The 13,388-nt window shown below is 65.5% G+C and carries 8 protein-coding genes; 4 read left to right on the top strand and 4 right to left on the bottom strand.

What is annotated here, in order from left to right; all coding sequences use genetic code 11:
* Positions 1-15: 15 nt before the first annotated feature.
* Together G9373_RS28645 and G9373_RS28640 are read right to left on the bottom strand one after the other, a co-directional pair.
* Positions 16-1,533 carry an aldehyde dehydrogenase gene (locus G9373_RS28645; protein WP_167117959.1) on the bottom strand — a complete coding sequence of 506 codons (1,518 nt, stop codon included), beginning with the start codon at positions 1,531-1,533 and terminating at the stop codon, positions 16-18.
* A 111-nt stretch (positions 1,534-1,644) separates the two neighbouring features.
* A complete protein-coding gene (locus G9373_RS28640) occupies positions 1,645-3,015 on the bottom strand; it encodes an MmgE/PrpD family protein (protein WP_167117957.1) in 1,371 nt (456 codons plus the stop codon).
* Between the two features lie 448 nt (positions 3,016-3,463).
* Here G9373_RS28640 and G9373_RS28635 point away from each other — a divergent pair, with 448 nt between their 5' ends.
* The 3 genes from G9373_RS28635 to G9373_RS28625 all read left to right on the top strand — a co-directional run bounded on the left by G9373_RS28635 (position 3,464) and on the right by G9373_RS28625 (position 6,997).
* Positions 3,464-4,849 (top strand): MFS transporter, encoded by a 1,386-nt coding sequence (locus G9373_RS28635; RefSeq protein ID WP_240960787.1) that lies wholly within the window; start codon positions 3,464-3,466, stop codon positions 4,847-4,849.
* Between the two features lie 9 nt (positions 4,850-4,858).
* Positions 4,859-5,605, top strand: coding sequence for a GntR family transcriptional regulator (locus tag G9373_RS48280; RefSeq protein WP_346842857.1), 747 nt, complete (start codon positions 4,859-4,861; stop codon positions 5,603-5,605).
* Between the two features lie 102 nt (positions 5,606-5,707).
* Positions 5,708-6,997: an MFS transporter gene (locus tag G9373_RS28625; RefSeq protein WP_167117955.1), complete on the top strand. Its 1,290-nt coding sequence runs from the start codon at positions 5,708-5,710 to the stop codon at positions 6,995-6,997.
* Between the two features lie 6 nt (positions 6,998-7,003).
* Here the strand turns inward: G9373_RS28625 and G9373_RS28620 are convergent, their stop codons facing one another.
* Complete coding sequence (locus G9373_RS28620; RefSeq protein ID WP_167117952.1) at positions 7,004-10,480, bottom strand: serine/threonine-protein kinase; 3,477 nt, start codon at positions 10,478-10,480, stop codon at positions 7,004-7,006.
* A 238-nt stretch (positions 10,481-10,718) separates the two neighbouring features.
* On the opposite strand from G9373_RS28620, the gene alr reads away from it, so the two are divergent.
* Complete coding sequence (gene alr / locus G9373_RS28615; RefSeq protein WP_167117949.1) at positions 10,719-11,912, top strand: alanine racemase; 1,194 nt, start codon at positions 10,719-10,721, stop codon at positions 11,910-11,912.
* A 43-nt stretch (positions 11,913-11,955) separates the two neighbouring features.
* On the opposite strand, the gene G9373_RS28610 is transcribed toward alr, so the two are convergent.
* Positions 11,956-13,320, bottom strand: a complete 1,365-nt coding sequence (locus G9373_RS28610) for an MFS transporter (RefSeq protein WP_167117946.1) — start codon at positions 13,318-13,320, stop codon at positions 11,956-11,958.
* Positions 13,321-13,388 lie beyond the last annotated feature (68 nt).

Raw genomic sequence — 13,388 nt, 5'->3', positions numbered from 1 at the left:
GTTCTCCTCGTGGGCTCAGCCGAGTTTGAAGGGGTCGCGGCTTTCGCCGGTGAGTTCGACCCAGATGGATTTGGTCTGCAGGTACGCGTCGAGGCCTTCTATGCCGTTTTCGCGGCCGATGCCGCTCTGGCCGAAGCCGCCGTAGGGGACGTTGTTGGCGAGCACACGGTAGGAGTTGACCCAGATCGTGCCGGCCTCGAGGCGGTGCGCCACGCGGTGTGCGCGTTGGATGTCTTTGGTCCACACCGCCGCGGCGAGTCCGTAGGTCGTGTCGTTGCCGATCTGGACCGCCTCCTCTTCCGAGGTGAAGGTGATGACCGACAGCACCGGTCCGAAGATTTCTTCCCGTGCCACGCGCATCGAATTGTCGACGCCGCTGAGGATGGTGGGCTGGAAGAAGTACCCGTCGGCCAGGTCGGTGTCTTGCGGACGCTCTCCGCCGCACACCACCGTGGCGCCTTCGCTGACTCCGAGGTCGACGTAGTAGCGAACCTTCTCGAGTTGCTCGGCGAAGGCGATGGGGCCCATTTCGGTTTCGATGTCGAGCGGATCACCCATCTTGATCTGGGGTGCGCGCTGGGCGAGCCGTTCGACGACGGCGTCGCGGATCGATTCGTGGACCAGCAACCGACTTCCTGCGATGCAGGTCTGACCGGTGGCGGCGAAGATTCCTGCCATCACCCCGTTGACGGCCGCATCGATGTCGGCGTCGGGGAAGATGATGTTCGGGGACTTGCCGCCGAGTTCGAGGGTGACCTCCGCGATGTGGTCGGCGGCGCTCTTCATGACCGCGATTCCGGTGGCAGTCGATCCGGTGAAGGTGACTTTGTCCACCCCGGGTTCGGCGGTCAGCGCGGCTCCAGTGGCTCCGGCGCCGGTGACGACGTTGAACACTCCAGGCGGGAAACCGGCTTCATCAACGAGTTTCGCGAACTCGAGGGTGGACGACGGCGTCTGCTCGGCCGGCTTGGCGACAAATGTGCATCCCGCGGCCAGGGCGGGCGCGAGCTTGCTCGCCAGCAGGAACAGCGGGCTGTTCCAGGGCAAGATTGCGGCGACCACGCCGATCGGCTCGCGGCGGGTGTAGGTGAAGAAGTTCGTCTGGGGCGCGGAGATGGTGTCACCGAAAATCTTGTCGGCAGCGCCGGCGAAGAATTCGTAGGTCGCCGGTAGCCCGGCCATCTGGCCGCGTGTCTCGCGGATGACCTTGCCGTTGTCGGTGGTCTCGATGCGCGCGAGCTCCTCTGCTTGGGGCTCGATCAGCGCCGCCAACCTGCGGATCAGGACACCTCGCTGCGCCGCGGACATCGATCCCCACGGCCCGGACAGCGCCCGGCGTGCGGCCTCGACGGCCTTCTTCACGTCGGCCGGTCCAGCGAGTGGTGCAGTGGCCCAGGCCTGCCCGTTGTACGGGTTGACGGTCTCGAAAACCTCACCGGAAATCGCATCGACCCATTCGCCGTCGATGTACATCTTTCGGTGTTGGAGTTCGCTGTTTCGTCTCTCGGCGGTGGCAACGACGTTCTCGGTCATAGTGCTCTTTCTCGTTTCACGGCCGGACCGAGTGCCCGGCACTGTCAATTGGGGCCGCGGTATCGGCTTCGAGGTACCGCGCACATCAAGGAGGATGTGGGGATGCTGTCCTCACGTTCCGACGGAGATTCCCGCCAGTGCCGACCGGATCAACGGGTCGACGGAGGACGCCTGCGGCAACGTGGCCACGCTGTCGACCAAGGTCTCCAATTCCTCTGTCACCAACGGAATCTCGGTCGCGAGGCGTTCGGCATTGCGGACGACGCCGTCCATGTGCCACGACAGCATCGCATCGGAGTCCTCGATGGCGTCGTGGACCGTGGTGCCGTCGATCTGGGTCACGGTAGCGTGTGCGGTTTTCGCTGAGCGTCCCGGCTCGGCGACGAGGTCGATCTTGCCGATGAGGTCGAGCACCTGGGGATCGGTGAACTGTTGCAGCAGGTCGTAGGTGATGTCGCCTTGGACGAGACCGGTCGCGAAGGCGAATCTGGCGCTCATGAGTGTCTGTGAGGTGCTGGCGAAGGGCCCCCGCGAGGGCATGCCCGGATAGGTGGCTTCGCGTTCGTTCATCCGCAGCCGGATCGACGCGACCTCGTCGGCGCGGAGACCGGACTCGCGAAGCCGCACCGCGAGCATGGCCGGCGCCTGATTGAACGCACACACCGGGTACGGCTTGAAGGTGACGTCGAGGATGTTCCAGGACCGGCCGAGGTCACGGGCGAGTGTTTCCGCTGCCTCCCGCGATCGCGAGAAGCAGTCGAGGAATCCTGCTTCGGCCTCGAACGCCGTCCGGGACCCCGCGACACCGGTTTCGGCGAGTTGCGCTGCCATCAGCCCGCTCGTCGCCGCGATCCCCGACTGGAAATGCCACTCGTCGGTTCCCGCACCGAACGATTCGGACGTGCCGCCCGAGATCGATGCGGCGATCGCCAGTGCGGAGGTCATGCGTTCGCCGCTCAGGCCGCGGATCCGCCCGACGGCAGCGGCGGCAGCCACCGGCCCGAAGACCGCCGTCGCACGAAAGGGCGGGGTGGTCAGGTCCGTGAGCGGCCCCGACAGTGCAATACCCACCTCGTAACCCGCGACCACCGCCGCCAGCAGGGTCCGGCCGTCGACAGCGCTGGACTCTGCGGCCGCCAGGGCTGCGGGGATGACGCTCACTCCCGGATGAAAAGTACCGTGTGTGTCTTCCTGCGCCCGGGCATGCAGATGCACTCCGTTGATGAAGGCCGCCGTCGAGGCCGGATGCCATTGCCCGGTCACCAGCGAGCGGGCGTATCCCTCCAGGTTCGGAGGCGAACTCACTCCAGGGCTGGCCTGCTCGGCCTGTCGACCGAAGCCGGCCGCAGACCCGGCCATCCCCACCGCCAACGCGTGGATGAGGCACCCTGTCGTCCGCTCGACGACCGATTGTGGAAGCGCATCGACCTCCAGACCTGCGGCGAAGACACCGAGTCGTTCGGCGATCGTGCTGCCAGACATGCGCACTTCCCTTCCATGATTCGTGGACACGTCAGTTGCGGTTCCTGTGGGAGCCGCCCGCGGACGCGGATCCGATCCCCGCCGTCGCCACAATTTGTCCGTATGACTTGAGACACTATTGCGAAGTCTTACATCTGTCAATCATGACGCGAATGGAAACCGACCCCTTCCCATTCCGCCCATGGACTAGACGCCAGTGGGCATTCAATTGCCAGTTCACAGCATTTTCATCGGCCAGTTCCCGCCCAGCGGCCGGCGCGCAACTTTTGAGGGGTTGACGCAAGCACCGACCCTGACTAGCTTCAAGTCATCCGTACAACTGTGGCTTACTTCACTGCGAGCTGCCAGGCGGAGGATCATGGGCGCGCCAAAAGACCGATCAGATTCCCGCAGGACCAAATTCACGTCGTGGCGAAAGAAGTCCACGACGCTTCCCGAGGAGACCTCGATGACGAACCCACCCCCTGTATCGCCGTTACCCCCCACGATTGCGGGAGATGCACCGACGACTGATGCGCTGACCTCATCGGGGACGCTGGCACCCCACGTGTCTCGACGCGTGGCCGTCGCCGCGGGCATCGGCCACTTCCTCGAGTGGTTCGACTTCGCGGTGTACGGGTTTCTGGCCGCGACCATCGGGGCGCTGTTCTTTCCGTCCGGGAACGCCACTACGTCGCTGTTGGCCTCCCTCGCCGTTTTCGGCGTCGCGTTCCTCTTTCGTCCGCTCGGGGGGCTGCTGATCGGGGCTTTCGGCGATCGCGCCGGTCGCCGTGCGGCGCTCTCACTCGCAATCGTCGTCATGGGTATCTGCACCATCGGCATCGGCATCCTGCCGACCTACGCCACGATCGGCCTTGCCGCTCCCGCTCTTCTGGTGCTCCTTCGGTGCGCCCAAGGATTCTCCGCGGGTGGCGAGTACGCCGGCGCAGCTGCCTTCCTCGTCGAATATGCACCGGCCCGCCGACGCGGGCTGTGGAGCAGTGTGGTCTCCGCCGGCGCCGGCATCGGGGTCATGGCCGGGGGTGCGGTGACCTTGCTGCTGACCACCCTGCTGTCCGACGACCAGATGACGACCTGGGGTTGGCGCGTCCCCTTCCTCGTCGCCGGCCCGCTGGCCGTCCTCGGCCTCTACGTCCGGCTCCGGCTCGAGGACACTCCCGTATTCCAGGAGCTCCAGCGCGCTCACGAGGTCGAGCACGCCCCCCTGCGCAACGCCGGCAAGCACAGCCGATCCGGAATCCTCCTGGTGTTCGTCTGCACCGCGGTGACCGGCCTCGGCTTCTACTACCTTGCAACCTTCGTGGTCACCTTCCTCACTGTCGAGGTCCACATGACCAAGACCGCCGCCCTCGAACTCGCGGTGCTCGGGTTGCTCATCTACTCGCTCATGTGCCCCGTGGCAGGGATGATCGGCGACCGTATCGGTCGCCGACGCACGATGCTGCTCGGCGCCGGTGGCATTGCTCTGACCGCCGTCCCCTGCTTCGTTCTGCTCTCGACCGGCACCTGGTACCTCGCCCTGATCGGCCTGGTGATTTTCGCGGCCTTCGAGGCCCTGGCCAATGTCATGCTCGGCGTTCTCATGGTCGAGCTCTTCCCGGCCCGACTGCGGGTGACGGGTAGCTCGATCGGCTTCAACGTCGCGCAGGCCCTCATCGGCGGGCCCGGCCCGTTCATCGCCACCGCCATCGCAGCTGCGGCAGCGCTCATCGTCGCGCCCGCTCTCTACCTGGTCGCGATTGCAGCGCTGTCGTTCGTGCTTCTGCTGCGGTATCTGCCCGAGACCCGCGGGGTGTCGCTGTTCAGCGAGGAAGCACCCTCCGCGAGGAAATGACAGACAGGCGTGATTGTGGAGACGCATTCGTATCTCAGGCGTCCCGCGTACCGGCTCGTCGCCGAACAACTTCGGCGGCGAGCCGAACGCGGTGAGTACGCCGTGGGTGACAAGCTGCCCACCGAAGACCAACTTCGGCAGAGTTTCGGCGTCAGCAGACACACGATCCGGCAAGCGATCGGTCACCTGGTCGAGGAGGGCATGGTGCACCGCGTCCAGGGCAGTGGCACGTACTTGATTGGGCACGAGACGAACTCAGGTCGCTACCAGCGTGCAATCGGATCGCTCGACGAAATCATGAGCTGGCCCGGCACCACCACCCGGTTACTCGAGCCTTTCCGACGGGGAGTGAGCGAGCCCGCGATCGCCCGCCACCTCGGTGCGGATATCTCAGACGTCCGCTGCGCACTCGTCCAACGCTGCTACAACCATGCGCCTTTCGCCTTGACCCGGCACTACATGGTTTCCTCATTGGCGGACAACGTGATCGAGCGGGGACTGTGGGAGACCGACAGCACGATCATTCAATCGGCAGAGCGATTACTACCCGAGAGCATCGTCTCCGCAACTCAGAATATCCACGCCACCCAAGCCGAGGAGGCGGAGAGCGAACTGATCGGATGCTCGGCGGGAGACGCCGTCTTGCTCATCGAGCGGCTGTACCACGACGCCGGGGGGCGGCCGGTCGAGTTCACCACCTCGCGACTCAATCCCCGCCGCTACAGCTACCGGATGGACCTGCGCCGGCGCCGCTGATGGGGGCCCACGATCCGTGCCCGGTGTGCTACTGGGCCACCACGAAGCGATAGGCGCGACCATCACACGGTTCACCCATCGGGAACGCACGAAGGAGGCGGTGTGGGCCTACAGCCGAACACCGACATCGGTCCGATCAACGTAGTCCGGGATCGATATGCCCCGTCCGGACGAGTAATCGTCATTCTCACCGTTACGGCCATCACCGCTGTGGGACAGATGTACTCGGTACTGGCGCTACTTCCGCAGATGGCCGCTACCTTCGGTGTCGACCCTGCGCACGTGACGGCAACCTCCACTGTGTTCGGCGTCGCCTATGCTCTCGGCTTCCTCGCCGCGGGGCCGCTGGCGTCGCGGTTCGGGCCGCATACCGTGATGACGGTCGGCCTGTTCGCCGCCGCGGTCACCACACTGCTGGCAGCGCTGCCGTCCACGCTCCTTCTGGAGTTGATCGCTCGCGCGGGGCAGGGCTGCGCAGCCGCCGCCTTCGCCCCGGCCGCGTTCACGTATATCGCCGAGAGCATCGATCCGCGCCACCGCCTACTCGCTTTGAGCTGCTTGACCAGCGGTTTTCTCGCCGCTGCGGCGGTCGTTCCCGTCGCCGCGCAGATGATCGCCGCTGCAGCCGGCTGGCGTGCGGTCTTTGTGGTCGGCGCAGGCGCGCTCGTGGTGGCAACCGTGGCAGTTGCTGCGTTGGTTCCGAGGGCGCAGCCCAGGGACCACCCCGGTGGTACGCGCCTTTTCGGAGTCCTGGTGACGATTCTGGGCAGGTGGCGGTTGGTCGCGCTGTTTGGTGCTGCAGCCACTTTCCTCGGGGCGTATGTCAGCGTCTTCACCACCATCTCGCTGGTGGGGCCGCCTTCAATTGCCGGAAATCCCGAGGCCCTGCAGGTGCTGCGATTGGCCACCGTGCCGGCACTGCTCGTCATTCCATTTCTGGGTCGGGTGCTGAGGCGGTGCCGACCGGCCCGCCGGGGCGCGGCGGCAATGGGTGTGGCGGCGATGGGTGTGGCGGCGATGGGTGTGGCGGCGATGGGTGCGGGCGGATCGGTTCTGTCAGGTTCCCTGGTTGCCTTGTCGATCACGGTGCTGGTGCTCGTGGCGGCCATCGCCATTACGGCGTCGGCCATCGTCGAATCACTTCTGGCGCAAGTACATCCGGAGGAAACGGGCGGCGCAACGGCACTGTACGGATCCTTTACCTTCCTCGGTGCCAGCGCCGGTCCGGCACTCGCTTCGGGGGTCAGCCCGTGGGGATTTGGCATCGGCATGCTTACGGCAGCCATCTGGCTCGCCATCGGGGCGGGCCTGATCCTCTTCTCTGCCGCGGGAACCGTGGCCCGACGGTCAGTTCAACACGACACCGACGATGCGGTGTCCCCCCTGCGGTAGGGGGTCTCACGTCAGGCCGGCATCAGCCGCGAGCGCCGCCAACAAGAAGTCGCGGGGCACGTCCGACGAGTGCGGCGGATGAGTTGGTGGATGGTCGGTGTCGACGATGTGTTGGAGGGTGTCCATGACGTGTTCGCCCCCGTCGGCGAGGAACCGCACCAACCCGGCCTGCGAGCAGCGGGCTATCACCCCGGTGAGCACCTTTCCGGCCTCTTCGCTGCGGCCGGATGCGGCGAGGCAGCCGGCCAGCAGTCGGCGGGCCCGCAGCGCGGCCCGGTGGCGTTCGCTGTCCGCGAGGCGCTCTACCCACTCTCTGGCCCACTGGCATGCGAGGTCGGTATTCGCCGGGGATCCGGTTCGCACCAATCCCCGGATTGCCGCCTCCTCCCGGTACTGCGCGATCGCCTCGTCGAGACCGGACACTTGCTCGGCGCGTTCGGCATAGGTGAGGTCCTCAGGTTGTGCATCTGAGGACGGCAGGACGAGATCCAGGCGCGCCGCTTCGTTGACGATGGCGCTGTGGAGCCTCGGCAGCTGCATCTGCATGGAGAATCGTGCGCCCTCGTCCAGCCGTTGAACCGCCGCCGAACGGTCACCGCGAATCGCTTTGATTCGGGCTCCGACGACGTACCGGGTGATCTTCAAGTCGACGGCCCCCGCGTGTGGCCCGAGGTCGAATCCGTCGTCGAGCAGTCGCTCGGCCTCGACGATCTGACCCTTCTCGTACAGAACTTCACCGAGCAGGCCCCCGGCCAGCCGAGCTGTGTACGACCGACGTCCATCCATTTGCTGAGCGATCTTCATCGCGGTTCGGAAACTCGATTCCGCCAAGCTCACGTCGAGTTGCTCGAAGGCGGCTATACCCACCCAACAGTGTCCGTGCACCGAGTTGTACGGCCCGTTGTTCCGCTGGTGATACGTTGCGGCCCATTGCTGAAGGGCATAGGCGGCGCGATAGTCCGCTTGGCAGATTGCGGCGAACGTCGCGACGTTCGCCGCGACGGATACGACCCACGGCCTGAGGTCATCGGGTCGATCGAGACACGGACGCACCAAGTCGTCGATGCGAGAGGCGCGGTCGGCGCGCAATTCCACGACTGCTCTGACCACCGACGCTTCGGCGGCCAGCGCGGGGGTGTCCGGGTCGCTGCGGTGGGTGAGCGCGGTATCGACGCGGTCGAGTGCCTGCAGAGCCGGGTCGGGGTTGTAGAGCAGGATGTTCGACCAGGCGGCGGCGAGCTGCAGCCGCGGATTCGATACCGCGCTGTCGATCGGCAGCTTGTCGACGAGTCCACGCAACGTCGACATCTGCGAATGCTCGAGCAGATACGTCCCGTCGCGTTCGATCAGTTCCGCCGCACCGGTCGTATCGCCGGCACGCAGTGCGTGATCGACCGCTTCGCTGAGGAAGTGGTGCTCGGCGAACCAGGTGGAGGCGGAGCGATGCAACTGCGTCGATCGTCCGGGAAAGTCGGTGTCGAGGCGGCCGCGTAGGAATTCGGCGAACATGTGGTGGTAGCGGAACCAGTGTCCTTCGTCGTCGACTCGGCGCAGGAACAGGTCGCGTTCTTCGATCAGCTCGAGCATCGCCTGTCCGCGTCGCACGTCGGTCAGGGTGGAGGCGAGGTCGGCGCAGATGCGGTCGGGAATGGCGGTGGCCAGCAGAAATGCGCGTGTGTCCGTGTCGATGGAGTCGAGGACGTTCTCGGCGAGGAAATCTCCGATCGCTTGGTGGCGGCCCGAGAGGTGTTCGATGAAACCGGCGGGGTCCGCGGACGAGCGCAGAGATAGCGACGCCAGCTGGATGGCGGCGGCCCACCCGTCGGTCGACCTCGCCAGGTTGGCGATGTCACTTGTCGCCAGGTCCACTCCCGATGTTTCAGTGAGGAAGGTGCGTGTTTCTTCTTCGTCGAATCGCAGTACTGCCGAATCGATCTCGACCAGTTCGTCGAGAACGCGCATTCGGCTCATCGGCAGTCCTGTTTTGCTGCGACTGGTCACGATGACCTGGATGTGGTGGCACCCGTTGTCCAGTAGGTACGTCAGCGTCGCCACACTCGAGGGATCCGAGACCCGATGCCAGTCGTCGACGACGAGGGCCAGGTGTTGGTCCTGATCGTGCAGTGTGTTGATCAGCGTTGTCAGCACGTGCGGGCATGCGTGGTCACCGTGTGCTTCGAAGGTGTCCCGCAAGTCGGTCGCCACGGCCGGCAATGCGGTGGTGACGGCTTCGATGAGATGTGCGAGGAACCACAGCGGATTGTTGTCGTCTCGGTCGACGGTCAACCATGCGGTGGCGATGCCCTCGTCGGCGAGCTGACGGAGCCACTGTGCCGCCGTGGTGCTTTTTCCGTAGCCGGTGGGTGCGTGAATCACGGCCAGGCGCCGCCGTCGATCGGTGTGGAGAGCCTGCATCAGGCGGGCACGGGGGACCAGGGTGCGGCTCGGTGGTGGTGGTCGGAATCTGGTGGCGGGCGTGGGAGGTGCCGAGTACCGACCGGAGGGTGTCGGCGTCCGCGAGTGCGGTGACGGGGATTGGAAACCGGACGTTGATGAATGGTGTTCCGGGTCGGCGCTCAATTCTGGCGCGATCCCCTCGGGTGCGCTGCTCTCGGAGTTGTGGTGGACGTGGCGTAACTGGTCCGCAAATTCGGCTGCCGCGCGGGGACGGTTGCCGCGATCGCGGTCCATGGCATGCTCGATCGCAGTGCAGAGTTCCTCGGGGATGTCTCCCCGCCAGTCACCTAGCAAGGGACCGGTCGGATTTGTGATGCGCCGGAACTGAGCGATCAGAGGCTCACCGCTGCGCCGTTCGAAGGCCGCGTGTCCGGTGAGCGCGCTGAACAGGGTCGCTCCGAGGCTGTAGATATCGCCGGCTGGGCTGGGGGGATGCCCGAGCAGCACGTCGGGGTCGGTGTAGGCGGGTGATCCGGTCACGACACCGGCCGTGGTCTCGAATCCGCCGGTGATGCGGGCGATGCCGAAATCTGTCAGCTGCGGCTCTCCGAAGGTGTCGATCAAGATGTTCGCGGGTTTGATGTCTCGGTGCAGGATGGATTGCTGGTGGGCGGCCTCGAGCGCGTCGGCCACCTTGATCCCGAGGTGCAGGACACGGATCCAGGAAATCGGACCCGACTCGATCAGTGCCTGGAGGGAGCCCGGCTCGTGGTAGTGCATGACGATGTACGGTTGGCCGGCGCCCGTCGTTCCGACGCGATAAATCGTGACTATGTTGGGGTGCCCGGACAGGCGTCCCATTGCTTTTTGCTCACGGAGAAAGCGGGCCACGCCTTCCGAGTCGTGATAGGTGGTGAGCACCTTGACCGCGACGACGCGATCGAGAGTCCGCTCTTCGCAGCGGTACACCATCCCGAAGCCGCCCCGTCCGATCTCGGTGGCGCACTCGAATCCCTCCGCCGCCAGCTCCGTGGCGATGTCTGGAGTCTGGTCGCGCTGTGTTGCCCCCGGATCGGTCTCGGCCATCTATCCCCTCGGACCGGCATCTGGTGCCTTGAATCGGCTCATCACCCACCTCGCCTACTGAATCGAGGATAATCTGGCAGTCGACCGAACTGGGCTTAACGTGGTCAAATTACATGCCCGATGACCGAGGTTGTGGCCGAGTAAGGTGTCAGGCAGAATTCGCAGCCTCGTCCGAGGCACTCCGTCCTCCCCACCCCTGTATGGGTGGGTGCTTGCCATTGAATCGAGGGCCAGAACCGTGTCAGCCTTCCACTCGGAGACCGATGTCGCTCCCGGCGCCGGATCTCTGGAGGGCCGTCGACCGGTGATCGAGGCCTGTGTGAACCTGGACGCCACCTCCCGGAACACGAGGGCCCTGGCCGCTCGGGCCGGGACGGCGTCGTTGATGGCGGTAGTCGAGGCCAACGCGTACGGCCACGGTGCGGTGCCGGTCGCGGTCACCGCCTTGGCGGCTGGGGCGCGGGAACTGGGGGTTCGGACGATCGATGAAGGGTGCGCACTTCGCCGGGCCGGTATCGGCGCCCCGATCCTGGCGTTCGCGCCGGTACGTGGGTACGGGGAGGACTGCCTCGACGCGGGAATACGAACCGGCGTCGCCGTAACGGTTGAATCCGCCGATCAGGTGGCGGCCGTGAGGGCGGCGGCACGGTGCGGGACAACTGCGACGGTCCAGGTGGCCGTCGACTGCGGACGTGCACCCCAGCGGGTCCCGCACTGGGCAGATCTGATCCGGTCGCTACGCGCCGCTCAATCGGAGGGGACGGTGCACGTTCGCGGCATCTACTCGTCGACCGGCGACGACACCAATGCCGACTCTGTGGTGGATCGAGACCGCGACCATTTTCTCGAGTACTTACGGTTCGCACGCGCAGCCGGGGTGACCTTCGAATCCGCCCATCTCGCCGGCGCGCAGGCGCTGCGTCGCAGTGACTTACGCTTCGACCTGGTCCGCGCCGATCTCGGTCTGTACGGTGTCGCGCCAACCGGTTCTGCCCTCGAAGCGGAACTGGTTCCGGCCCTGACGTTGTCGGCGGAGGTGGCGCTGGTGAAGAAGATCGCGGCGGGCGACGGGGTCTCGTACGGATTCCGGTGGGTGGCAGAGAGGGACTGTTCGATCGCATTGCTGCCTGTGGGGTACGCGGACGGGATTCCGCGTGCGCTGGGTGGCCGTATGTCGGTGCTGCTGGGCGGCAGGTGGCGCCCTCAGGTCGGGCGGGTGTGCATGGATCAGATACTGGTCTACCTCGGGACCGACACCGATGTGGTGGAAGGAGATCGCGCCGTGTTGTTCGGGGGAACCGCTGGCAGCACCGCGGGTGCGCAGCGGTGGGCTCACGCGCTCGGGACGACGCCCGCCGAGATTCTCGGCGGACTGCGTGGTCGGATCGAGTGGCGTTATGTCGGTGGCGCGCCGGGTACCCCCGGCGCATAGCTCCGCGGATGCGGTGTCCGCGGAGCTATGCGCATCTACGGAACTATTCGTGGGTGCCGGTCAGTTGTCGTGACGCACCGAGTCGGGGTTCCCGGTCGGTATCGGCCGGTCGCTGGTCGGCATCGTCGATCGCGCATGGTCTCCTGCTGAGCGCGATCGTCGAGACGGCCCCAGCCACGCTCCAGAGTGCGAGCCAGGTACAGATCAGCCAGGTGGAGTGTGTCCAGCTGTAGAACAGCGTCGCCATGAACGGGGCGGTGCCACCGATGACACTAACTGACAGCGCCTGACTCAACGCGACGCCGCTGAACCGGACATCGACACTGAATCGCTCCGCAAGGAACGCCGGCTGCGGGGCTTGCAGTGCCGAATGCACCACCGCCAGCATGAAGGTGATACCCAAGAACGCGGCCCACCCCGACCCGGTATCCATCAGCGCGAACAGCACGAAACCTCCGAACAGAGCGGTGAAGCACCCGGCGAGAATGACGATGCGGCGGGAGAACCGGTCACTCAGATGACCGGATACCGGCAGGCTGATCAAGTAGACGATTGATGCGGCGAGCAGCGCATTGAGCATCGAGGTGCGGCTGATGTCCAAGATCGTGGTGCCGTAGGAGACGGCGTAGGTGGACACCAGATAGAACAGGATGCCTCCAGGCGCGATGACGCCCGCGGCCAGAGCGACTTCCCGCCATTGATTGCGCAGTAGTGAACGCACCGGGGTGCTTTGCTGGGCCGAGGCGGTCTGCAGTTCGGTGAAGTCCGGAGTTTCCTCGACGCCGAGGCGAATGAACATCGAGATGGCGAAAAGGACGGCGCTGAGCAGGAACGGGATCCGCCAACCCCAGGTCTCGAAGGCGTCGCCGGAAATGTGGTCACTGACGGTGATGGCGATGGTCGACAGCAGGAGTCCGCCGGGTACCCCCATCTGAACGGTGCTTCCGTACAGCCCGCGCCGGTGCGGGGGTGAATGCTCGACGAGCATCAGAGCAGCTCCACCCCACTCTCCGCCCATCGCGATGCCTTGCACGAATCGGAGGGTGACCAGCAGGAGCGGAGCGAACCAGCCGACTTGCTCGAATGTCGGAAGTACGCCGATCAGAACCGTCGCGGTGCCCATCATCAACAGCGAAAACACGAGCGTCTTGCGCCGACCGACCTTGTCCCCCATTCCGCCGAAGAGAACACTGCCCAACGGCCTGGCCAGGAATCCGACCGCGAAAGTCGCGAAGGAGGCGAGGGTCCCTGCTAGCGGGCTGTATGACGGGAAGAACAAGGGCCCGAACACGAGGGCTGCGGCGGTGCCGTACAGGAAGAAGTCGTAGTACTCGAGGGCAGTGCCGGCGAATCCTGCTGCGGTAACCCGCAGCATCTTTGTGGTGGAGCGTTTTTCAGTCACGCTCATGATGGGTTCCTCCAGGAAAATGGCTCGAGGGAGTAGTCGTGGTGACGTGTTGGCACGGGGGCTGGGAG

Origin of the sequence: Rhodococcus sp. A14, assembly GCF_011603105.1 — a bacterium.
GTDB classification, from domain to species: domain Bacteria; phylum Actinomycetota; class Actinomycetes; order Mycobacteriales; family Mycobacteriaceae; genus Rhodococcus_F; species Rhodococcus_F opacus.
This window is presented reverse-complemented; position numbering and strand designations above follow the sequence as displayed.

Excerpts from the sequence above, each read along its gene's own strand:
- G9373_RS28610 (WP_167117946.1), bottom strand. The coding sequence starts at position 13,320 with ATGAGCGTGACTGAAAAACGCTCCACCACAAAGATGCTGCGGGTTACC.
- G9373_RS28640 (WP_167117957.1), bottom strand. The coding sequence starts at position 3,015 with ATGTCTGGCAGCACGATCGCCGAACGACTCGGTGTCTTCGCCGCAGGT.
- G9373_RS28620 (WP_167117952.1), bottom strand. The coding sequence starts at position 10,480 with ATGGCCGAGACCGATCCGGGGGCAACACAGCGCGACCAGACTCCAGAC.
- G9373_RS28635 (WP_240960787.1), top strand. The coding sequence starts at position 3,464 with ATGACGAACCCACCCCCTGTATCGCCGTTACCCCCCACGATTGCGGGA.
- G9373_RS28645 (WP_167117959.1), bottom strand. The coding sequence starts at position 1,533 with ATGACCGAGAACGTCGTTGCCACCGCCGAGAGACGAAACAGCGAACTC.